The sequence below is a fragment of the Micromonospora sp. CPCC 206060 genome, assembly GCF_036906895.1.
GTDB lineage: Bacteria > Actinomycetota > Actinomycetes > Mycobacteriales > Micromonosporaceae > Micromonospora.
Genome location: NZ_JBAKHU010000084.1, coordinates 1 through 20,908, shown reverse-complemented (window position 1 = coordinate 20,908; position 20,908 = coordinate 1). Strand labels below are relative to the sequence as shown.

General features: G+C 70.2%; 17 protein-coding genes. 8 read left to right on the top strand and 9 right to left on the bottom strand.

Translation table 11 applies throughout. The features are described from left to right. Positions 1–186 precede the first annotated feature (186 nt). The 3 genes from V6U90_RS29155 to V6U90_RS29145 form a co-directional block, all read right to left on the bottom strand. Positions 187–630 (bottom strand): hypothetical protein, encoded by a 444-nt coding sequence (locus V6U90_RS29155; protein WP_334443450.1) that lies wholly within the window; start codon positions 628–630, stop codon positions 187–189. Beyond that, positions 627–989: a hypothetical protein gene (locus V6U90_RS29150; protein ID WP_334443447.1), complete on the bottom strand. Its 363-nt coding sequence runs from the start codon at positions 987–989 to the stop codon at positions 627–629. The genes V6U90_RS29155 and V6U90_RS29150 overlap by 4 nt, the downstream gene beginning before the upstream one ends. A gap of 63 nt (positions 990–1,052) precedes the next feature. Further along, positions 1,053–2,219 (bottom strand): RDD family protein, encoded by a 1,167-nt coding sequence (locus tag V6U90_RS29145; RefSeq protein WP_334443445.1) that lies wholly within the window; start codon positions 2,217–2,219, stop codon positions 1,053–1,055. 25 nt (positions 2,220–2,244) lie between these two features. Here V6U90_RS29145 and V6U90_RS29140 point away from each other — a divergent pair, with 25 nt between their 5' ends. After that, on the top strand, positions 2,245–3,246 hold the full coding sequence (locus V6U90_RS29140) for a stage II sporulation protein M (RefSeq protein WP_334443443.1): 1,002 nt from the start codon (positions 2,245–2,247) through the stop codon (positions 3,244–3,246). 38 nt (positions 3,247–3,284) lie between these two features. Here the strand turns inward: V6U90_RS29140 and V6U90_RS29135 are convergent, their stop codons facing one another. The 6 genes from V6U90_RS29135 to V6U90_RS29110 all read right to left on the bottom strand — a co-directional run bounded on the left by V6U90_RS29135 (position 3,285) and on the right by V6U90_RS29110 (position 10,465). Further along, positions 3,285–4,652: a DUF58 domain-containing protein gene (locus V6U90_RS29135; protein WP_334443442.1), complete on the bottom strand. Its 1,368-nt coding sequence runs from the start codon at positions 4,650–4,652 to the stop codon at positions 3,285–3,287. 4 nt (positions 4,653–4,656) lie between these two features. After that, a complete protein-coding gene (locus V6U90_RS29130) occupies positions 4,657–5,646 on the bottom strand; it encodes an AAA family ATPase (protein WP_334443441.1) in 990 nt (329 codons plus the stop codon). Continuing rightward, positions 5,643–6,905: a DUF4350 domain-containing protein gene (locus V6U90_RS29125; protein ID WP_334443439.1), complete on the bottom strand. Its 1,263-nt coding sequence runs from the start codon at positions 6,903–6,905 to the stop codon at positions 5,643–5,645. The genes V6U90_RS29130 and V6U90_RS29125 overlap by 4 nt, the downstream gene beginning before the upstream one ends. Beyond that, positions 6,902–7,543, bottom strand: coding sequence for a DUF4129 domain-containing protein (locus V6U90_RS29120; protein ID WP_334443438.1), 642 nt, complete (start codon positions 7,541–7,543; stop codon positions 6,902–6,904). Before V6U90_RS29120 ends, V6U90_RS29125 begins: the two co-directional genes overlap by 4 nt. After that, positions 7,540–8,325 carry a hypothetical protein gene (locus V6U90_RS29115; protein ID WP_334443436.1) on the bottom strand — a complete coding sequence of 262 codons (786 nt, stop codon included), beginning with the start codon at positions 8,323–8,325 and terminating at the stop codon, positions 7,540–7,542. Before V6U90_RS29115 ends, V6U90_RS29120 begins: the two co-directional genes overlap by 4 nt. Before the next feature lie 349 nt (positions 8,326–8,674). Continuing rightward, a complete protein-coding gene (locus tag V6U90_RS29110; RefSeq protein ID WP_334443434.1) occupies positions 8,675–10,465 on the bottom strand; it encodes a DUF6119 family protein in 1,791 nt (596 codons plus the stop codon). A gap of 129 nt (positions 10,466–10,594) precedes the next feature. Between V6U90_RS29110 and V6U90_RS29105 the strand changes: the two genes are divergently transcribed. The 7 genes from V6U90_RS29105 to V6U90_RS29075 all read left to right on the top strand — a co-directional run. Further along, on the top strand, positions 10,595–12,487 hold the full coding sequence (locus V6U90_RS29105; RefSeq protein ID WP_334443431.1) for an N-6 DNA methylase: 1,893 nt from the start codon (positions 10,595–10,597) through the stop codon (positions 12,485–12,487). 108 nt (positions 12,488–12,595) lie between these two features. Beyond that, the gene (locus tag V6U90_RS29100; protein WP_334443428.1) at positions 12,596–14,563 is read left to right on the top strand and encodes a type I restriction-modification system subunit M; all 1,968 of its coding nucleotides are present in this window, start codon (positions 12,596–12,598) and stop codon (positions 14,561–14,563) included. Next, complete coding sequence (locus V6U90_RS29095) at positions 14,560–15,840, top strand: restriction endonuclease subunit S (protein WP_334443425.1); 1,281 nt, start codon at positions 14,560–14,562, stop codon at positions 15,838–15,840. Before V6U90_RS29100 ends, V6U90_RS29095 begins: the two co-directional genes overlap by 4 nt. A 281-nt stretch (positions 15,841–16,121) precedes the next feature. Continuing rightward, positions 16,122–16,490: a hypothetical protein gene (locus V6U90_RS29090; RefSeq protein WP_334443422.1), complete on the top strand. Its 369-nt coding sequence runs from the start codon at positions 16,122–16,124 to the stop codon at positions 16,488–16,490. Beyond that, positions 16,487–19,549 (top strand): type I restriction endonuclease subunit R, encoded by a 3,063-nt coding sequence (locus V6U90_RS29085; RefSeq protein ID WP_334443419.1) that lies wholly within the window; start codon positions 16,487–16,489, stop codon positions 19,547–19,549. The genes V6U90_RS29090 and V6U90_RS29085 overlap by 4 nt, the downstream gene beginning before the upstream one ends. 83 nt (positions 19,550–19,632) lie before the next feature. Then, entirely contained in the window at positions 19,633–20,484 is an 852-nt protein-coding gene (locus tag V6U90_RS29080) for a hypothetical protein (protein ID WP_334443416.1), read from the top strand. A 173-nt stretch (positions 20,485–20,657) separates the two neighbouring features. Next, the coding region (locus tag V6U90_RS29075; RefSeq protein ID WP_442933690.1) for a DUF6444 domain-containing protein at positions 20,658–20,908 on the top strand (251 nt) is incomplete at its 3' end.

The following is a 20,908-nucleotide window of genomic DNA, read 5'->3' as shown; positions in this document are numbered from 1 at the left end:
GCAGAAGGTGCAGGTGTCGGCGTTCCCGGATCATTATGCGCAGTGGGAGAAGCTGGCTGCTGATCTGGTTGCCGAGCACTGGAACAACAGCTGAATCTGACAGCTGGCAACAACTGAACCTGAACAGGCGACAGAGCACGCTGGCCGGGTCCCCGACACGGGGGCCCGGCCAGCGGCATGTCCAGGTCAGCGTCGCCGGAAGGCGGTCAGCCCACCGAGCGCCTCGTCCGCAATGAAGACGGAGGAGACGCTCAGGATAGCCTCCTCGGCGTGGTCCGGGCACGCCCACGCGCAGTCGCCCCACGAGTCGGCCAGCTTCAACTCCGCAGGCTTCGGACAACCCTGGCGTCCGCCCAACTCGCAGGTTGCCGGATGCGCCTGGTGCCGGATCACCTCGGCTGCCGCCCGCAACCGCTCGGCGAGCTTGTCGCTGCGGTCGGCCCGCTGGTCGGCGACCTGTCGCAACCGCCGTTCGTCGCGTACCGCCAGGGCGGCGGCCAACCGCCGCTCAAGGTGGTCGGCCACCATACCGGCGAGCTCGATCAGGATGCTGGTCTGCGCCTCGGTGACGGTACGCGGTACGCGGTCGATGACGTTGACCGTGCCGAGACGGTGACCGTCCGGCGTCACGATCGGTGTGGCGGCGTAGAACCGTAGGCCGAGTGCACCCCGGACCAGCGGATGGTCGAGGCTCGGGGGTCCACCGCAGCGTCGTCCACCACGTACGGCCCGTCGTGCAGCACCGCCGACGTACAGAGACCCGGCTCGGCACCGACCTCGGTGACACCGTCGAGGCCGTGGGCGGCGGCGAACCAGACCCGACCGGGGTCGACGACGCTGACCGTGGCGATCGGTACCTCGAAGACCGCAGCGGCGACCCGGGCGACCCGCTCGAACGTTCCGTCCCGGGGCGCGTCCAGGATCTCGTACCGCGCGATGGCAGCGAGTCGCGCGGGCGCGCCGAGGTGCGCCGAGAGGTCGGACTGCATCAGGTTCCTACCGGTGGTGGGGCGGTACGCCGGAGGCGATGGGCCTGGAACTCTACCCGGCGGTCAGCTTCCCGTCGGCATCCGCTGATCAGGCGGGACGGCGGCCCGCAACGGCGCCGCGTGCGCCGGTGTCTGCGGGGGCGGGTCAGGCACCGGTCCGGGTGGCTGTGCGGGTACGCCGGACGGGCTGCCGGCCGTCGCCCAGACCGCCGCCGACCGGTGCCGGACGGCCGCCAGCCGGTGCAGCGCCCGCCGGTGACGTTCGGCGTGCACGGCGGCCAGGTAGGCCCACGGCGGTACGCCGGGCGGCGGCGCGGGCCGAACCACCGCGGCGACCTCCGCCATGAGCCGCTGCGCGAGTACGCCGCGTGCCGGTTCCCGCAGTTCCGGTACCCGGACCAGGAAGTGCCGCACCGCGAGGGCGAGATCGTCGTCGAGTCCGGCGATATCGAGGGTGCCGGCCCAGCCGGCCAGTCCCGGCGGCATCAGTGGCATCCGCCCCCACCGTTGCGGGGACCGTTCGTGGATGACCAGGGTCCCGGCCGCGTGGTCGCCCAGCCGGCGGCCCTGCCGACTGACCGTCATCGCCCAGACGCTGCCGAGCCAGGTCAGCGGTGGGGCGATCAGCCCCGGCCACTCGATCGCGGCGCCGACGAGCCCCCGGGTCAGTGCCTGACGGAAACGGATCGGGCCGCCGTCGTCGCGGACCACCCGCAACCCGAGGGCGAGCTTGCCCACCGTCCGGCCCCGGGTCAGGGTCTCCAGGGTGACCGGGTAGCCGACCACCGTCACCACGACCATGAGAATGGTGGTGCCCTGGAACAGGTCCTCGCTCGGGGTGACCAGGCCGGTCTGCGCCAGCAGCAGGATGACGACCGGTGTGGCCGTGGAGAGGGCCACGAAGATCGCGATCTGGGCGACCAGGTCGATCAAGCGGGCCAGCATGCGGGAGCCGAGTTGGGCGGTTCGTAGCTGGAGGTGTACGGCATCGCCGGTGACGAACCGGGCACTCCCGTCGTGGTGTGTGGTCGTGTCGTCGGGTGCCGATGGCGGTGCGCCGGGGGAGGCAGCGTCGGGTGCCGGTGGCCAGGTGCCAACGGAGGCGGCGTCGAGGGTCACCGCGACAGTCTTCCCGACGGGTACGCTCTGCGGGATCCGCCACCGGGCCGCGATCCGGACCGTCACCGGGCGTAGTCCGGACCTGCCACCGGGCGTGATCATCGACAGCATCGCCGCCACCGATTCGGGAGCCCCTGTGGATCTGGACGCCTTCGCTGCCGAACATGGGGCCGAGTGGCGACGGCTGGACGCCCTGACCAGCCGGCCGGGGCGGAAACTGTCCGCCGCCGAGGTCGATGAGCTGGTGGTGCTGTACCGCCGCGCGGCCACCCACCTGTCGATGGTGCAGAGCCGCTCCCCGGACCCGGAGCTGACCGCCCTGCTCACCCGCCTCGTACTGCGGGGCCGTGCGGCGGTCAGCCCGTCTGCCGGCTTCCGCTGGTCCGGGCTGCGGGACTTCTTCGTCGTGTCCTTCCCGCTGGAGGTCTACCGGGCTGGCCGGTGGTGCGCCGGTGTCGGTGCCGCGTTCGTGGCGCTCAGCGCGGTCCTGATCGCCGTGGTCGCCGGCGACCCGGCGGTGGCGCTGCGGTTCATGTCGCAAAAGCAGATCGACTCCCTGGTGGACCGCGACTTCGAGGCGTACTACAGCAGCGGGCCGGCGGAGAACTTCGGCTTCGCGGTGTGGACGAACAACGCCTGGGTCTCGGCGGTCTGCCTGGCCGCCGGGGTGATCGTCCTGCCGGTGCTCTACGTGCTGTGGCAGAACGCCCTCAACCTCGGCGTCGTCGGTGGGGTGATGGTCGGTCACGGCCGCTCCGACACCTTCTTCGGGCTGCTGCTGGTGCACGGCCTGCTGGAGCTGACCTGCGTCTTCGTCGCCGCCGGCGTGGGGCTGCGGATCGGCTGGTCCTGGCTCGCCCCGGGACCGCTGCGCACCCGGGGCGAGGCGGTCGCGACGGCCGGCCGGTCCGGCGTCGCGGTCGCCCTCGGGCTCGTACCGGTCCTACTGGTCAGCGGCGTCGTCGAGGCGTTCGTGACTCCGGCCCCGCTGCCGGCACCGGTCAAACTCCTGCTCGGCACCCTGGTCTGGCTGGCCTTCCTCGCCTACGTGGTGGTACTCGGCTCGGCCGCCGCCCGCGCCGGGCGGAGCGCCGACGTCGACTGGCCGGACCGCGCGGTACAGCTACCGACGGTCTGACCCGGCGGCGAAACTGCCGACGGCCCGGAGGGACACCGCTACAGCCGGCCGGCGGCCTTCAGGCTCAGGTAGCGGTCGGCCACGGCCGAGGCGAGGGTCTCCACCGGCGCCTGCACCACGTGCACCCCGTACCGGGTCATGGCCCGCTGCACCCGGTCCAGTTCGGCGAGGCTGCGTTCGGCCGCCGCCGCCACGTGCAACTCGGCGGTGCCGGTCCGGTCGGCGGCGAGTACCCGCAGCGACGGGTCCTGCACGGCCGCGACCAGCACGGTGTGCCGCGCCACGAGCTGCGGCAGCACCGGCAGCAGCCCTTCGCCCAACGCGCCCGGGTCCAGGGCCGTGAAGATCAGCACCAGGGACCGTTTCCGGCCGGCCCGCAGCAGCTCACCGGCGACCAGCCCGAAGTCGGTCTCCACCAGGGCCGGTTGCAGGCCCGCCAGGGTCCGGGTGAGCCGGTCCAACTGGTTGCGCTTCGTCGCACCACCAACGGTGGCCCGGATCCGGGTGTCCACCGCGAGCAGGTCGACCCGGTCGTCGGCATGCGAGGCGAGCACCGCCAGCAGCAGCGCCGCGTCGATCGCGGCGTCCAGTCGTGGCTCGCCCGGCGGCTGCGCCGCACCCGGCACCGGTACCGCACCCACCCGACCCGCGCTGGTCCGGCCGGTGTCGATCACGCAGAGCACCCGCCGGTCCCGTTCCGGGCGCCAGGTGCGCACCATGACCTGCCCGCTGCGGGCCGTACCGCGCCAGTCGATCGACCGTACGTCGTCGCCGACGACGTATTCGCGCAGCGCGTCGAACTCGGTGCCCTGACCCCGACCCCGGGCGACCGTCTGCCCGTCGATCACCCGCAACCGGGACAGCTTCTCCGGCAGGAACCGGCGCGACGTGAACGGGGGCAGCGTGGTCACCGTCCACGGTGGGGTCAGCCGGGCCGCCCGACGCTGCGGGGTCTGCCGGAACGCCAGCCCCAACGGCCCGTACGACCGGATGGTGACCCGGGCCGCCGGCCGGTCCCCGCGCCGGGTCGGGGTCAACCGGGTGACCAGCTGTGCCGACTCGCCGGGTTCCAGGTCCACCGGATGCGCGTACGGCCCGTCCGCGCCGGCCGACGGCACCCAGGCGTCCCGGACCAGGCCGTGCAGCGTACGCAGCGAGACGTTGGTGACGGTCAGGGTGACCTCCACGCTGTCGCCGAGGCGTACCTGCCGGGGGCCGGAGCGGGACAGCTGCACCTCACCGGCCGGGGCGGCCACCAGCCAGTCCAGCCCGGTCAGCAGCAGTACCAGCCCGGCCATCCCGGCCAGCGCCCACCACATGCCCGTCGGGGGGAGCAGCAACGCCCCGGCCGCCAGGGCCACCCCGCCGAGCATGCCGAGCAGGGCCGGTACCCGCCAGGTCAGCATCCGGTCACCGGGGCGCGGGGACGGTACGCAGCAGGGCCTCCAGCACACCGTCGGCGGTGGTGCCCTCCAGTGCCTCGTCGTGGCGTACCCGGATCCGGTGCCGCAGCGCCGGCCGGGCCATCGCCTTGACGTCGTCGGGGGTGACGTAACCCCGCCCGGTCAGCCAGGCGTGTGCCTTCGCGGCGTTGAGCAGCGCGGTGGCACCCCGGGGCGAGGCGCCCAGCTCCAGCGAGGGTGCCGACCGGGTGGCCCGGCACAGGTCCACGATGTACGCCAGCACCACGTCGGCGACCTGCACCCGGCGCACACCACGCCGGGCGGCAGCCAGGTCGGTGGCGGTGGCGGCGGGATGCACCCCGGCGGCGGCCAGGTCCCGGGGGTCGAAGCCCTGGTGGTGCGCCTTCAGTACCCCGTACTCCTCGTCCCGGGTGGGCAGCGGCACGGTCAGCTTGAACAGGAACCGGTCGAGCTGCGCCTCGGGCAGCGGGTAGGTGCCCTCGTACTCCACCGGGTTCTGGGTGGCGGCGACCAGGAACGGATCGGGCAGGAGCCGGGCCCTGCCCTCGATGGTGACCTGTCGCTCCTCCATCGCCTCCAGCAGCGCCGCCTGGGTCTTCGGCGGGGTCCGGTTGATTTCGTCGGCGAGCAGCAGGTTGGTGAAGACCGGGCCCTCGCGGAACTCGAACTCCGCCCGGTTGGCGTTGTAGACCAGCGATCCGGTCACGTCACCGGGCATCAGGTCCGGGGTGAACTGCAACCGCTTCGACTCCAGCGACAGGCTCGCCGCCAGGGCCCGCACCAGCAGCGTCTTGGCCACCCCCGGTACGCCCTCCAGCAGCACGTGCCCTTGGCAGAGCAGGGCGACGAGCAGGCCGGTGACCGTGTTCTCCTGCCCGACGACGGCCTTGGCCACCTCGGCGCGGAGCTGCCCGAGTGCGTGCCGGGCGGCCACCTCGGCGCTGTCCGGCTGCGGCGGGGCGACGGTTTCTGTCACGGCGTTCCTCCAGGATTGACCGACCCGTCCGGTCGGGGCGCGGTCCGTTCGATGGCGGCGGCCAGGGCATCCAGCCCGGCCACCGCCGAGGTCAGTTCGTCGTCACTGGTCGGCGGCTCGGGGTGCAGCACCGCACGGACCTGCTCGACCGGTACGCCGAGGTGGACGGCGACCGCCGCGGCGAGGGCCTCGTCGTCGGGCAGTACGCCGGTCGGGTCGAGGCGGTGGGTGATCCGCCGGACCGCCGCCGCGCGCAGGGCGTCGAGGGTGCCGGCGCGGGCCCGACTGCGCTGGTAGAGCCGCCCCCAGCCGACCACCAGTTCGGTGGCCGGAACCGCCACGGGCAGCGGTTCGGCCACCGGCGGCCCGAGCCGCCGGCCCCGGACCACGGCCACCAGCACCGCCAGGATGCCGAGCAGGACCAGCCCGGCCCAGAGCACCGGCGGGAACGCCGCCCACATCGGGTTGCTGTCGTTCCCCGACCGCTCCGGCTGCCGGTAGTCCGGCGCGGGCGGTGGCGGTGGCGGTGGCATGGTGGGCCCGGGCTCGGGCCGGTGCAGGTCAACCCAGATCACCTGCCGGTCCCGGCTGAGCAGCCCCACCGCGAGTTCGCTGTTGCCCACCTCGTCGATCCGGCTGTTGCGGAACGGGTCGGTCGCGCCGACCACCACGAATTCGGTGCCGCGCATCCGGTGCGCGACCAGCCCGCCGCCGTAGCAGTCGAGGACGGCCTCGGTGCGGGTCCGTGGGTCGACGGTGTAGCGGGAGCGCAGGACCGCCGCGCGGCCGGCGTCGACCGCCACGTCCGCGCCGCAGTCCGGTGCGACGGTACGCGCCGCCCAACGGGACGGCCCGGACAGGAAACCGGCCACAAACGCGGTCCCGCCGTCCGGGCGGACCAGTACGACCCGGGTACCGGGGTACCGCCCGGCAACCCGGTTCAGGAAGCGGGGGTCGAGGAAGTCCGGCGCCGGCACGAAGACCGTCGCCGGCTGGCCGTCCAGGTCGTCCAGCGCGGTGCGGGCCTGACCGGAGCTGGTCACCACCCGCACCGCGACCCCGTTGGCGTTCAGCAGACCGGCGAGGCGCGCGGACCCGTCCGGCCCGTTACCGACCGGGGAGAGCGTGCCCGGCTCGTCCAGATCCGGTTCCTGCACGGCGTGCGCGACCCCGGTTACCACGTAGAACAGCACCAGCAGCAGGAACGGGACGGCAGCCCGGTGCCACCGCCGCCAGCGCACCGTCCGGCGGGGCGTCACCGGGTCACCCCGGCCGCCGGGACGTCCAGGGTGGCCCGCACCTGCTCGCCGAGGGCGCGCATCGCCCGGTCGTCGTCCGCGGTCGCCGGGCGTTGGCCGTACCAGATGTCACTGAACAGCTCGGACGCGGCGCGCAACGGACCGGCGGTGGCCGGTCGCGCCCGTCCCGCCGCCGCAGCCAGCTCGGTCACCGTCCACCCCGGTACCGGCGCGAGGACCTGCCGCTCGACGAGGTCCCGCACGATGGCCCGCAGCCTCTCCCGGACCGCCTCGGCGTACCGGCCGGCGGCGGCGAGCTGGTCGGCGTTGAGGGCGAAGGTGCTGGCCGGCAGGTCTGGTAGTTCATCGTCGGGCAGTGTCGTGGCGACCGTCGCCGGCCGGCTCCGTCGCCGCCACGGCCACCGCCACCGGAACCGCAGCCGGCCCAGCCGGGGCCAGCGGAACCGGCGACGCTTCCCGGTCCCGCCCGCCCGGGTGCGGGCCCCCCGGGACCAGCGCCACGGCAGCCACGCCGGCCAGGCGTACCAGAGCACCGAGACCAGGCCGGTGAGCAGGAACAGCAGGATCAGCAGTACCGGTACGCCGCCCGGGACCGGGTCGCCGAGGATGGCGAGGAACTCGTTCCAGAACCGGGTCACCGGGGCACCGCCAGGACGGTGTCGGCGGACACGCCCCGCCGGGTCGCCCGGGACAGGGTGATGTCCAGCCCTTCGGTGCGCATCCGGGTCTCCACGTGCAGGACGGTGTCCAGGCAGGCCAGTGCCGGGTAGGCGACGGTGTTGACGGCCAGCCAGGCCAGGGAGGCCACCAAGTGGTCCCGGGCGGCGGTGTCGGTGTCGATCAGCAGGCTCAGCGCGAACCAGCCGCCCAGCCCGGTGGCGAACCGGATCACCAGCCAGGACAGGTAGCCGAGCAGCCGGATCCAGCCGGCCCGCAACCCCCGACGACCGGTCAGCCGCATCGAACGCAGCAGCGCGGCACCGGGGCCGAGCCCGTCGATCACCACCGCCGGCACCGCCAGACCCAGCAGCAGGTACGGCACCGGGCCGAACACCACCGTGGTCGCGGCCAGCGCGGCCAGCACGGCGACGACCACCGCGACCACCGCGACACTGCCCGGCCGTACCGGTCGAAGCGGCGTCGCCGCGCCGAGCAGTGCCCGGGGCGCGGCGGCGGAGCTGAGCGCACCGAGTACCGCGATGTTGAACGCCTCGGTGGCGAAACCGACCACCAGCAGCAGGAACAGCCAACCGAGCCGGTCGGTGTCGGGGAATATCACGTAGACCACGTCGGCGAGCTGTCGCAGCGGGAAGAGCACCGCCTGTTCCAGTAGGGCGAGCAGCAGGCCGACGCCGAGCAGCAGGGGTGCCCGGGTGCGCAGCAGGCTGGTGGCGGCGTCGAGCAGCTCACCGGTGGTCATCGGTCGCAACGGCAGGGCACCCGTGGTGGCTGGTACGCGCAAGGATCCCCCGGGCAGGTCAGCGGTGAGCGGCCTATCCTGGCATGCCCCCGCCACCCGGCGCGACCCCGGGCACCGGTCGCGTCGGCTTCGCCCCTGGCGGATGCACGGTTGCCCGGGGATGCAGGGTGGGGCCGGCCCAGCAGCGGGCCGGCGGTGCTGACCGGTGGCTGGCGGCACGGGGGAGGGACATGACCGTCTCCAGAGGGCGGGTCGACCGGATGATGGTTGGGGTGTGTCGTTCGGGGACTGTCGACCTGCTGGCACGAACGGAGCAGACAGGCGCAGCAGGCCGGGCGGAGCCGTCGACTCAGGCCGGCGGGATGGGCACCACCTCCACCTCGACGCCTTCGTTGCGCAGCGCCCGCATCGAGCGGTACAGCGCGACCTGCGCGAACGTGAAGAGGGTGTCGACGGTGAGGGACCGGCCGCCGCCGAGCGCGATGGCGTACACCACCCGGCGCGGCTGGAAGTCCAGGTCGATCGGGCGGTCGGGGCGACGCTCCCGGACCAGGTCGACCAGCCGTTGCCGAGCGGTCGCGTCGTACCGCAGCGCGTCCACCGAGACCTCACCCTGGGCGAAGAGGTGGCTCAGCGGCGAGCTTCCCTTGGCCCGCTTGACATGGATCAGCTCGTTGCCGGGGCCGAGCAGGTCGCACGCCTCGATGCCCCGGGGGTGCTGTGCGGTACGCAGCAGCTTTTTGTCCAGCAGCACGAAGCCGCCCCCGGATGCCGCCACTGACTCGTTGTAGGTCCCCTCGTCGCCGAGGGCGGCCGGCCAGGGCGGCAGGGTGACGCTGGCCGGCTGCCTCAGGATCCGGTCGATCTCCTCCCGGAGCCACGCCCGGTGCTGGTCGCCGATCTCGTACCAGGACTCCTCATGCAGCAGCAGGTGACTCGACCCGCAGGCCAGTTGGGCGGTCAGCCAGCGGCTCGGCCGGGTCGTGTCGATCTCCTCCTGTCCGGCGATGTCGGCGTACCGGGCCAGCTCACCGGTGCGCAGCGCGTTCCACCGCTCGCCGGCCGGGGTACCCACCGTCTGCTGGAGCAGATCGGCCAGGGTCAGCTCGGTCGGCCGCGACGGGCGCTGCCCGGACTTCGGTACCCGCAACCGGTACGACTCGACCTGCTCGATGTCGGCGATGAGCCGGTCCGGCACGGCCAGCCCGACGTCGGTCGGCGCGGCCTGCCCGAGTAGTTCGTCGAGCCGGCTGGTCACCTCCGGCAGCCTCGGGTCGTTCGCCCGGACCGGCCGGATCTCGGTGATGAACCTCAGGTCGTCGAGTGGCGACTCCTGCTGGCACACCCGGTCGATCTCCCGCAGGTCGGCGAGCAGATCCGCAGGGCTGGTGCCGAGTTGGACGCGGAGCGAGTCACTGCCCTCCACCCGGATCGGCCGCCCGGTGCTCCGGCAGGCGGTCAGTGCCGGGTTCCAGGTCCGGCCGCAGACCTGCCCGACGATCTCGCCACACCGGTCGATGCCGTAGAACCGGATCGGCTGCCCGCCCGGCACCAGGTTGCGGTCGACCCGACCGCTGCTGCCCAGGACCCGACGCCGGACCTGCTTGATCTGCTCGGGGAGCAGGGCACGCACTGCGAAGTCGATGCCGAAGCTGCGGTCCAGACGGTCGCTGTCGACCATGAACCGCCCGACGGTGCCGTACGCCAGGGCGTACGCCCGGTCGTCGACGGCGACCAGCAGCGCCCCGCCGCCGCTGCTGTAGCTCAACTCGACGCCGTCGCCGGTCAGCTCGGCGAGTACGTCGCACCACTCGGCCTGGTCCCGGTGCACGCTGCCGTGCACCAGCAGGGCCGGTGCGTCCGCCACCTGCCGCACCTCGACGGTGAAGTCGTTCTGCCGCAGGTACCGGTGGTGCAGCGCGGTCCGTAGGCCGTCGGCGGTCGGTGCCACGCCGTCGAGCCGGTAGAGGGTGGTCAGGTAGGTGCCGGTGGGGGCGTCCGGCTGCTCCGGGTCGACCGGCTGGCCCAGGTCGAACAGGGTCGGTGCTGGCTCGGCGGGGGGATGCGTCGGGTCCCTCCGGGCGGCCGGGCGTCGGGTGGCGTCGGCGTCGGTCCGGCGGCGGGTACGGGGCGTGGGCATCGTGCTCCTGCTGGTCGCGACTGTCCGGCCGGCATCGCGGCGCCGGCCAAGTGAACGCCTCAAGAAAAGCATGCGTCCGTGAACTGTGTCAACAGACATGATGCTTGACGGGTGTGCAACACTCTCGGAATGCAGGGGAACCCGACCATCACGGCAGCGGAGATCGCCCGGCTCGCCGGAGTCGGCCGGGCTGCGGTCAGCAACTGGCGCAAACGGCACACCGACTTCCCCGCCCCGGTGGGCGGTACCGCCGCCAGCCCCGAGTTCGACCTCGCCCAGGTCGAGCAGTGGCTGCGGGAGCAGGGCAAGCTGCCCGAGCTGTCCCCTGCGGACCGGCTCTGGCGGCAGCTCACCGCAGATGGCGGCAACCCCGCCGCCCGGCTCGCCGACGTCGGGGCGTACCTGCTCGCCCGGCAGCGCGGCGAACAGCCGGCCGAGGGCGCACCCACCGGGCTCGACCAGCTCGCCGACGAACACGGCGTGCAGGTCGCCTTCGACGAACTGTGGCAACGCTTCGCCGCCCCCGCCCCGGGCCGTCCCCGCCCCACCCCCGACGACCTCGCCGACCTGATGGCAGCTCTCGGTGCGGCCGGCGGTGGCACCGTCCTCGACCCGGCCTGCGGCTCCGGCGGGCTGCTGCGCGCCGCCGTGCGGGCCGGCTGCACCGGGGCGTACGGGCAGGAGATCGACGAGCCGCTCGCCCGGCTCGCCGGAGCCTGGCTGGCCCTGCGCGAGGTGGTGCCCGGTGAGGTGCACACCGGCGACTCGCTGCGCACCGACGCGTTCCCCGGCCGCACCGTCGACACCGTGCTCTGCCACCCTCCGTTCGGTGCCATCAACTGGGGGCAGGAGGAGCTGAGCCACGACCCCCGCTGGGAGTTCGGCCCGGTCCCGCGTACCGAACCGGAGCTGGCCTGGACCCAGCACGCCCTGGCCCACCTGCGTTCCGGCGGACTCGCCGTACTGCTGATGCCCCCGGCCGTGGCCAGCCGCCGTGCCGGCCGGCGCATCCGTGCCGAACTGCTGCGCCGCGGCGCACTGCGCGCCGTCATCGCGCTGCCCGCCGGGGTGGCCGCGCCGCACGGCGTACCCCTGCATCTGTGGGTGCTGCGGCGGCCCACGCCCGACGCGCCGCCACCCGCGCGGGCGCTGCTGGTCGACGCCGCCGACGGCGACCTGGACCGGGTGCTCGCCACCTGGCGGGCGTTCACCGCCGCCCCGGACACCCCGGTGGACGAACCGGGCTACGCCCGCGCGGTGCCGATCATCGAGCTGCTGGATGAGGAGGTCGACCTGACCCCGGCCCGCCGGCAACCGGCCACCGGGCTACGGGAGAGCGCAAAACACCTGGTGAGTACCCGTGACCGGCTCGCCGCCCTGGTCACCGAGCTGCCCCGGCTGATCCCGCAGGTGGCAACCGGTCCGGACGAGACTGCCGCCCCGCAGACCGTCTCCATCACCGACCTGATCCGCAGCGGCGCGGTGCAACTGCTCGGCCCGATCCGGGCCACCGCCGAGGACGACTCCACCGGACCGGACGACGGGCCGGTCGTGTTGACCGTGCACGACGTCCTCAACGGCACCGACGCCTCCGGCCGGGACACCGGCCGGCTCGGCCAGCAGATCCCGGTCAGTGTCGGGGACGTGCTGGTACCGATGATCGCCCGGCAGCTCACCGCCCGGGTGGTCACCACCGGCGGGCCGCTGCTCGGGCGCAACCTCTATCTGCTGCGTCCCAACCCGGCCGCGCTCGACCCGTGGTTCCTCGCCGGGCAGTTGCGCACCTCGACCAACGAGAAGCAGGCCTCCAGCCTTTCCGGCACCCTGCGGTTCGACATCCGTCGGGCCCAGGTACGCCGGCTGCCGCTGGACGAACAGCGCGGTTACGGTACGGCCTTCCGGCAGCTCGACACCTTCGAGTCGGCAATCCGACAGGTGACCGAGTTGGGCGCCGAACTGGTCCGGCTCACCGCCGACGGCCTGGCCCGAGGTGCACTGACACCCGATGAGCTGGGCCGATAGCGGCACCACCCGGTACCGCCCACTGCCGGTCAGCCCAGGCTGCGCCGCCGACCGGCTGACCACCCAGGGGCACAGTTGCCGCCATACTCCACTGACGCCATCGAAAGGATGCTGGTGAGTACAAAGCACCACGAACTCGCGAACTTCATCTGGTCAGTCGCCGACCTGCTGCGCGGCGACTACAAGCAGTCCGAGTACGGCCGGGTGATGCTGCCCCTGACCGTGCTGCGGCGGCTCGACTGGGTGCTGGAGCCGACGCGCGACGCGGTGCGGGCCCGCTACCTGGAGCTGGACAAACTCGGCGTCAAGAACATGCACCCGGTGCTGCGGAAGGTCGCCGGGCTCTCCTTCTACAACACCAGCCGACTGTCGTTCCGCAAACTGCTCGACGACCCGGACAACGTCGCGCTCAACCTGCGCGCCTACATCGGCGGCTTCTCCCCGGGCGCCGCCGACGTGCTCGACAAGTACGCCTTCGACACCCAGATCAGCCGGCTGGACGAGGCCGGGCTGCTCTACCAGGTGGTGGCGAAGTTCGCCGACATCGACCTGCACCCGGACCGGGTCTCCAACCATCAGATGGGCTACATCTTCGAGGAACTGGTCCGCCGCTTCTCGGAAATCTCCAACGAGACCGCCGGTGAGCACTTCACCCCGCGTGAGGTCATCAGGCTGATGGTCAACCTGCTGCTCGCGCCGGACGACGACAACCTGGTCACCCCGGGCATCGTCAAGAAGATCTACGACCCGGCGTGCGGCACCGGCGGCATGCTCAGCGCGGCCCAGGAGCACATCACCGAGATCAACCCGCACGCTACCGTCGAGGTCTACGGCCAGGAACTCAACGGCGAGACGTACGCGATCTGCCGCTCCGACATGATGCTCAAGGGCGAGGACCCCGACAAGATCGCCTTCGGCAACTCGTTCAGCCAGGACGGCCACGACGGCGAACGCTTCGACTACATGCTGGCCAACCCGCCGTTCGGCGTGGAGTGGAAGAAGGTCGAGAAGATCGTCAAGGCCGAGGCGGCCCGCGGCTTCGCCGGCCGTTTCGGTGCCGGCCTGCCCCGGATCAACGACGGCTCGCTGCTCTTCCTCCAGCACATGGTGGACAAGATGAAGCGCCCCGAGGACGGCGGCAGCCGGATGGCGATCGTCTTCAACGGCTCACCGCTCTTCACCGGCGCGGCCGGCTCGGGCGAGTCGGAGATCCGCCGCTGGATCCTGGAGAACGACCTGCTCGAAGGCATCGTGGCCCTGCCCGACCAGCTTTTCTACAACACCGGCATCTCCACGTACTTCTGGATCCTCACCAACCGCAAGGACCCGGCCCGCCGCCGCAAGGTCGTGCTGGTCGACGGCCGGGAGCACTGGACCAAGATGCGCAAGAGCCTCGGCGACAAGCGCAAGATGCTCACCGACGACCACATCGCCGAGCTGACCCGGCTCTACGTCGGCGCGCTCGCCGTCGCCGACAACCCGGAGCACCCGCAGCACGGCAAGGTCAAGGTCTTCGCCACCACCGACTTCGGCTACCAGCGGATCACCGTCGAGCGCCCGCTCCGGCTGCGCTTCGAGATCACCGAGGAGACCATCGCGCTGCTCGCCGAGGCCAGGGCGATCCTCAGGTACGACGCCCGCGACGGGCTGTTGGACGGCGTCAGGGCACTGCTCGGTACGGAGTCGAAGAGCCGGGCCGACTTCTCGATGAAACTCGCGTCGCTCGGCAAGCTGCCGGCCCCGGTGGAGAAGGCAGTCTGGGAGGCGTTCTCGGTCAGCGACCCGGAGGGGGAGGTGCAGACCGACCGGAAGGGCAACCCGCTGCCCGACCCGGATCTGCGCGACAACGAGAACGTGCCGCTGGACGAGGACATCCACGACTACCTCAAGCGCGAGGTCCTCCCACACGTCCCCGACGCCTGGCTCGACGAAACCAAAACCAAGATCGGGTACGAGATTCCGTTCACGAGGCACTTCTACGTGTACAAGCCGCCGAGACCCCTCGCCGAGATCGACGCCGAAATCAAGGCGCTGGAAGTAGAGATATCGGCCATCCTGAGAAAGGTGGCTCGATGAAGGGTGATAATGGGTGGGCAAGGGTAGCAATAAAGCGCCTATCCCGCATCTCGTATGGCCTTGGTCAGCCACCCCCGTTGAGTCCTGAAGGTGTGCCTATCATCAGGGCAACAAATATAAATCGTGGCAATATATCCAGCGAGAATCTAATCTTCGCCTCTAGGGAGGACCTGCCGCTAGCTCGGGCGCCTCTGCTGAGCTACGGTGAAATTTTGGTGGTCCGCAGTGGTGCCTACACGGGTGACTCGGCCATGATTACCGAGGAGTGGGTCGGTTCTGCTCCCGGATATGACCTACGGATTACGCCCCTGAGTGTCGAACCGCGGTTTCTTGCATACGCCATTCGCAGTTCCGTTGTCGAGGAGCAGATCCGTCTCGCGAAGAGCCGTGCCGCTCAGCCTCACCTTAACGCGGAAGAGTTGGGTGAAGTTTTGGTTGATTTGCCGCCCCTGTGTGAGCAGCGGCGTATCGCTGACTTTCTTGATGATAAAACTCGCCGGTTGGCGGAGCTCCAGTCGCGGTATGAGCAGGCCTTGGCTCTTTTTCAGGAGCGATGGTGGGCGGTTGTGCGCCAATTTGTTATAGGCAAACCAGTCAGGGCGGAGGTTGCTGTTGATGTCGGGCCGCATATTCCCTGGCTGGGTGAGGTGCGATCGGGATGGCCGGTAACAACACTTGGCCGTATTTCTAGGACGTACATGGGTACCACCTTTCCCCATGCTTTCCAAGGAAAAGGTGCTGGTGACATTCCATTCATTAAGGTGGCGGACTTCGCGAAGGGTGATGTCTGGGCGCGGCTGGGTGTATCAGATAACTGGGTGACGAAATCAGATGCCCGCATCCTAGGTGCTCAAATTGTTCCTGCGGGCAGCGTCCTTTATGCGCGGGTGGGGGCCGCTATGCTGCTGAATCAGAGAAGGCTCACTACGCGTGACGCTATCGTGGATGATAATGTGAGGGCCGTCAAGATTTGTTCTGGTGATCCGCGGTATTGGTTGTACCTGCTGGAGTTGCTGGACCTAGCGCGGCTTTCCAACCCCGGGCCTGTTCCTTCTGTGGGTGAGTCGCAAGTCTCTGCAGTTCATGTGCCGCTGCCTCCGGAATCTGAGCAGAAAGCTATTGCTGACAGCCTGGATGATTTGCGATCGGAGAGATTTTTGCTCGCTAAGTCAATTTCTCGGCAGATTGCGTTACTCAATGAATATCGTCAATCGCTAATTACGGCTGCGGTTACGGGTGAGATGGAGGTAAGGGCGGCGAGCGAGATAAGGATATGACTTGGCATGGGTGGTGGTTGTGGTGGATGGTGCTGGCTCAATGGGGGTCTGACGCGTAATGCCATTGGATCGACTGCTGAGGGCAAGAACATTGAAGATATTGCCCGGGAGTAGGGTGTGACTTCGGTGCGTTCAGCTTACGAGTTGCGGGGTGCTGTGATGGATAACGGTGGAGTCTAGAGAAGTTTCTCGCCGGTCTGCGCTCGGCGCGAGGGGCAGGGGAGTGAGAGCTGTCAGCGGTGGATAGGCGATCCGGGTGGCTGATTGATCAGTACCGGGCGATGACGATTGCGGAACTGGCTGAGTACTTTGGTCGGTCCGGGCAGGATGATGAGCTGCGCTGGCGCCTAATAGCCGAGTTCCTTGAGGAGTATCGGCATGAGCCGCCGGATATGCGTCACGACCTGTTGAAGTCGGAGCCTCAGTCGACCAGTGACGAACGGTGGGACGTCTTCCTCGCCGCGCTGGCCGAGCACCTGTCGACCCGGGAAGGGCGACGAGGCCCACTCTGGTCTGAGCGCCGCAGCCTTGATCGTTTTTGGTTTCCGTTCAACACCCGGGCGGCTCGGGTTGACGCGATCGTGCATGCACCGGCCGCCTTCCGCAGACGTGGTGTCTTTGTTTCTCCGCAGGAACTGGAGGTGGCGTGAGCGTGGGCGTGGCGCACCGGGAGCAGTCGTTTGAGGCGGCGATTGAAGCTGCCCTGTTGGGCTCGGGGTGGCAACGGGGGACAGCCAGCCACTACCACCGGGAACTCGGGCTCGACACCGCCGAGCTGTTCGCGTTCATCGGGGCGACCCAGCAGGCCGCCTGGGACCGGCTGTGCGCGTACCACGCCAACCCGAACGATGCGCAGCGGCACTTCGTGCAGTACCTGGCGAAGCAGATCGACGAGCGCGGGCCGCTGGACGTACTGCGGCGTGGGGTCCGGGACAAGGGCGTTGCCATCAAGCTGGCCTACTTCAAGCCGGCGCACACCATCACCGACGACGCGATGGCCCTCTACCGGGCCAACCGGCTCACCGTCACCCGGCAACTGGCGTACTCGACGCAGCACGGCAACACCCTCGATCTGGCGCTCTTCGTCAACGGCATCCCGCTCGCCACCGCTGAGCTGAAGAACCCGCTCACCGGGCAGACCGTGGAGGACGCCAAGCAGCAGTACCGCGAGGACCGCGACCCGAAGGAACTGCTCTTCGCGCGGCGTACCCTCGTGCATTTTGCCGTTGATCCCGACCTGGTCTTCGTCACCACCAGGCTGGCCCGCGACAAGACCCGGTTCCTGCCTTTCAACACCGGCTCCGACGGTCCGGGTGTCTCCGGTGGCGCCGGCAACCCACCCGCACCCGGCGAGGGTTACCGCAGCTCCTACCTCTGGGAGCAGATCTGGCACCCGGACACCTGGCTGGACCTGGTCCGGCGGTTCCTGCACACCGACAAGGAGACGCGGAGCCTGATCTTCCCGCGTTACCACCAGTGGCACGCGGTCACGAACGTCGCCGAGCATGCCGCCCACCACGGCTCCGGGCACAACTACCTGGTCATGCACTCGGCCGGCTCGGGCAAGTCGAACACCATCGCCTGGCTGGCGCACCGGCTGTCCAGTCTGCACACCCCGTCGACCCTCGACGAGGATGCCCGTGCCCGTGGCCTGCGCCCCAACGAGCCGGTCTTCGACAAGGTCATCATCATCACCGACCGGGTGGTGCTGGACCGGCAGCTCCAGGACACCGTCTTCCAGTTCGAGCACGTACCGGGCGTGGTGCAGCGGATCGACAAGGACTCGGCCCAGCTAGCCGCCGCCCTCCAGGGCGAGACCGCCAAGGTCGTCATCACCACCATGCAGAAGTTTCCGTACGTGCTGGACAAGGTGCAGGGCCTCAAGGGCAAGCGCTTCGCGGTCATCGTCGACGAGGCGCACTCTTCGCAGTCCGGTGACTCGGCCGCCGCGCTGAAGAAGGTGCTACTCAAGGCCGGCAGCGACGACATCGACGCCGACGGGGACCTGCTCACCGCGTCCGCGCTGGCCCGTGGGCGGCACGAGAGCCTGTCGTACTTCGCGTTCACCGCCACGCCGAAGCCGAAGACCCTCGAACTCTTCGGCACCCCGCACCCGGTCACCGGGATCATGCAACCGTTCCACACGTACTCGATGCGCCAGGCCATCGAGGAGGGGTTCATCCTCGACGTGCTGCGGCAGTACGTGACCTACAAGTCGTACTGGAAGCTGGCCAGTACGGACCCGACCGACCCGGAGGTCGACCCGAAGAAGGCCGGTGCGCAGCTCGCCCGCTTCGTCACCCTGCACCCGACGATGAACGCCCAGAAAGCGGAGATCATCGTCGAGCACTTCCGGCGGCACACCGCCCCACGTCTCGGCGGTCGGGCCAAGGCCATGGTGGTCACCGGCTCCCGCGAGGCCGCCGTTCGCCTGCATTCGGCCATCCAGAACTACGTCGAGATGCAGAAGTACGTCGGCTGCTCCGCCCTGGTCGCGTTCTCCGGTGACCTGGAGATCGACGGCGTCGAGGTGACCGAGCCCCGGATCAACGGGTTCAGCGAGGGTGAGCTGCCCGAACGGTTCGGCTACACGGCCGCCGACGACCGGCACGCCGGCACGCCTGCCGCCAAACAGGACACCGAGTACCGCATCCTGGTCGTCGCCGAGAAGTACCAGACCGGCTTCGACCAGCCACTGTTGACCACGATGTACGTCGACAAGCTGCTCAAGGGCGTCGCCGCCGTGCAGACCCTCTCCCGGCTGAACCGCACCCACCCCCGCAAGGCGCAGGGTGACATCTTCGTGCTCGACTTCGTCAACGAGGCCGGGGACATCGCCGAGCAGTTCAAGCCGTTCTACGAGACCGCCGCCGCCGCGCCCACCGACCCGAACCTGCTCTACACCGCGCAGAACGCGGTCATGGGCCACGCCATTCTGGTCAACTCGGAGATGCAGGCGTACGCCGAGGCGCTGCTCGCCGCCGAGCAGAAGGCGACCAGCGAGACCGCCCTGCAACGCGCCCATGCCGCGCTCTACCGCTTCACCGACCCGGCCCGGGACCGGTACGTTGCGCTGGCCGCCGAGGACCCCGAGGCCGCAGACGCCTTCCGGTCCGCGTTGCGCGACTACACCCGGATGTACGCCTTCCTCAGCCAGGTCGTCCCCTACCACGACGACGAGTTGGAACGGCTCTACCTCTACGGCCGGGCGCTGCTCAACCGGCTGCCCCGCCGTCAGGACCCGTCCATGGACATCGGCGAGGTCGAGCTGACCCACCTGCGGATCAGCAAGACCGGCGAGCACGACGCCCGCCTCGACCCGGAGGGCGAGCAGATGCTGCCCGGCTTCACCGGCGGCGGCGCCGGCCGGCAGCACGACCCGGAGAAGGTGGCGCTCTCCGAACTGATCGAGGCGTTCAACGAGCGGTTCGGCATCGGTCTGGGGGAGGGCGACCGGGTCTGGGTCGAGCAGCAGATCGTCGCCCTGGCCGAGGACGGTGCCCTTCAGGCCGCCGCGATGGTCAACGACGAGAGCAACTTCGGTGTCGTCTGTGACAAGCGGATCGAGGACGTGATCCTGTCCCGGCACGACGACAACGGCAAGCTCATGCAGCGCTACCTGGACGACGAGAGCCTGCGGTCGCAGCTCAACCAGTTCGCCCGCCGCCAGGCGTACCAGATGATCCGCCGCAACCGGGGCATCACCTGACCTGACCGCAGGCGGCAGGCACTGCCAAAGCTGAATAGAGAGGAGGACCGTTGTCCTCGTCGGACCGACCTTTCCACCTGTGGGTGGCGAGTGACGATCGCCGGACCATCGCCGCGCTTGCTCCGTTGAAGCTGAGCGGCATGCACCAGTGGTACCGGTGGGGCAGTATCAGCGACGGCCAGGCGGTCGCTGTCCGTCCGGGAATCGGCCGGGGTAGCCAGACCGCTCTGCTCGTCGTGATCGTCCTGGTGCCGGGCTGGCTGCTCTGCGCTGCGGGCGTCTGGCCATTGCTCGTCGCCACCGTCGCCGTAATTGCGATCGTGGCCGGTGTCGTGGTGACGGTAAGGGCAGGGCTGCCTGGGCGGGCGATCGCCCCCGACCTGCATCGTTACCCGGAGATCCATCGCGTTCTTGATGACCCGGACGAGCTCCGGGACTTCCGTCAGCTCATCGGGCTGGCGGAACGGGTCGGCCGGACGCTACCCGCGCTTGATGGCCTGATCGAGCCGGCCGAGGCAGGCGAGAATCTGGCCCAGGCAGTGTGGGACGGGGCGAAGTTGCACGTCCGTCGGCAGGAGATCCGGGTCGTCCTGGACGACCTTGGTGATTACGACGAGGCGAAGCTGCCGTCGACCAGCCGAGCGGTCCAGAACCTGGTCAGCCAGCGCGAGCGGGCCACCGAGCTGTGGCACGAGGTCGACGGTGAGCTGGCCAGGCTGACAGCCAATCTTGAAGCAGCGGCCGAGGCAGGCGAGAACTTCATCCGGGAACGGGACGCGGGTGAGGCGGCCCGCCGTGCCGAGGATGCCCTCGCGAAGGTCCTACCAGCCGAGTTCGCCGACCCGGCGGTGGCCGGCGAGCAGTTGGCCGACGAGACGGTAGCCGTGCTGAGCGCGTACCGCGAACTGACCGACAGCTACGGCAGCCACCGCTAGCACATCGGGTGTCATTGGCCGCATCGGGCAAGGGGAGGCCCCGACAGTGCAGGCGCAGGGTGACTGGTCAGGTGCTCGTCGGCGGGTCGGCTTGACCTGGGTCGTTCGGGTTGGATCATGGTTGGGTGTCCGGAACGCCGTCCATCGTGGAGCTGCTTGAGCGGCTTGCCCGGTTGGAGGCCCGGGTTCTTGAGTTGGAGCGGGACAACGCCGGGTTGCGGCGGGAAAACGCGGTGTTGCGGCGGGAAAACGCGGTGTTGCGGGCGGAGAACGCGGATCTGCGGGCTCGGCTCGGGCAGGACTCGTCGAACTCGTCGCGGCCGCCGTCGTCGGATGGGCTGGCCAAGCCGGCGCCGAGGTCGTTGCGGGCGCGTTCGGGTCGGCGGCCGGGTGGGCAGCCTGGTCATGAGGGTCGCACGTTGCG

Coding starts and splice junctions, on each gene's coding strand:
- V6U90_RS29150 (WP_334443447.1), bottom strand. CDS start 989: ATGCAGTCCGACCTCTCGGCGCACCTCGGCGCGCCCGCGCGACTCGCT.
- V6U90_RS29145 (WP_334443445.1), bottom strand. CDS start 2,219: ATGCTGTCGATGATCACGCCCGGTGGCAGGTCCGGACTACGCCCGGTG.
- V6U90_RS29135 (WP_334443442.1), bottom strand. CDS start 4,652: ATGCTGACCTGGCGGGTACCGGCCCTGCTCGGCATGCTCGGCGGGGTG.
- V6U90_RS29115 (WP_334443436.1), bottom strand. CDS start 8,325: ATGACCACCGGTGAGCTGCTCGACGCCGCCACCAGCCTGCTGCGCACC.
- V6U90_RS29110 (WP_334443434.1), bottom strand. CDS start 10,465: ATGCCCACGCCCCGTACCCGCCGCCGGACCGACGCCGACGCCACCCGA.
- V6U90_RS29105 (WP_334443431.1), top strand. CDS start 10,595: ATGCAGGGGAACCCGACCATCACGGCAGCGGAGATCGCCCGGCTCGCC.
- V6U90_RS29100 (WP_334443428.1), top strand. CDS start 12,596: ATGCTGGTGAGTACAAAGCACCACGAACTCGCGAACTTCATCTGGTCA.
- V6U90_RS29095 (WP_334443425.1), top strand. CDS start 14,560: ATGAAGGGTGATAATGGGTGGGCAAGGGTAGCAATAAAGCGCCTATCC.
- V6U90_RS29090 (WP_334443422.1), top strand. CDS start 16,122: ATGACGATTGCGGAACTGGCTGAGTACTTTGGTCGGTCCGGGCAGGAT.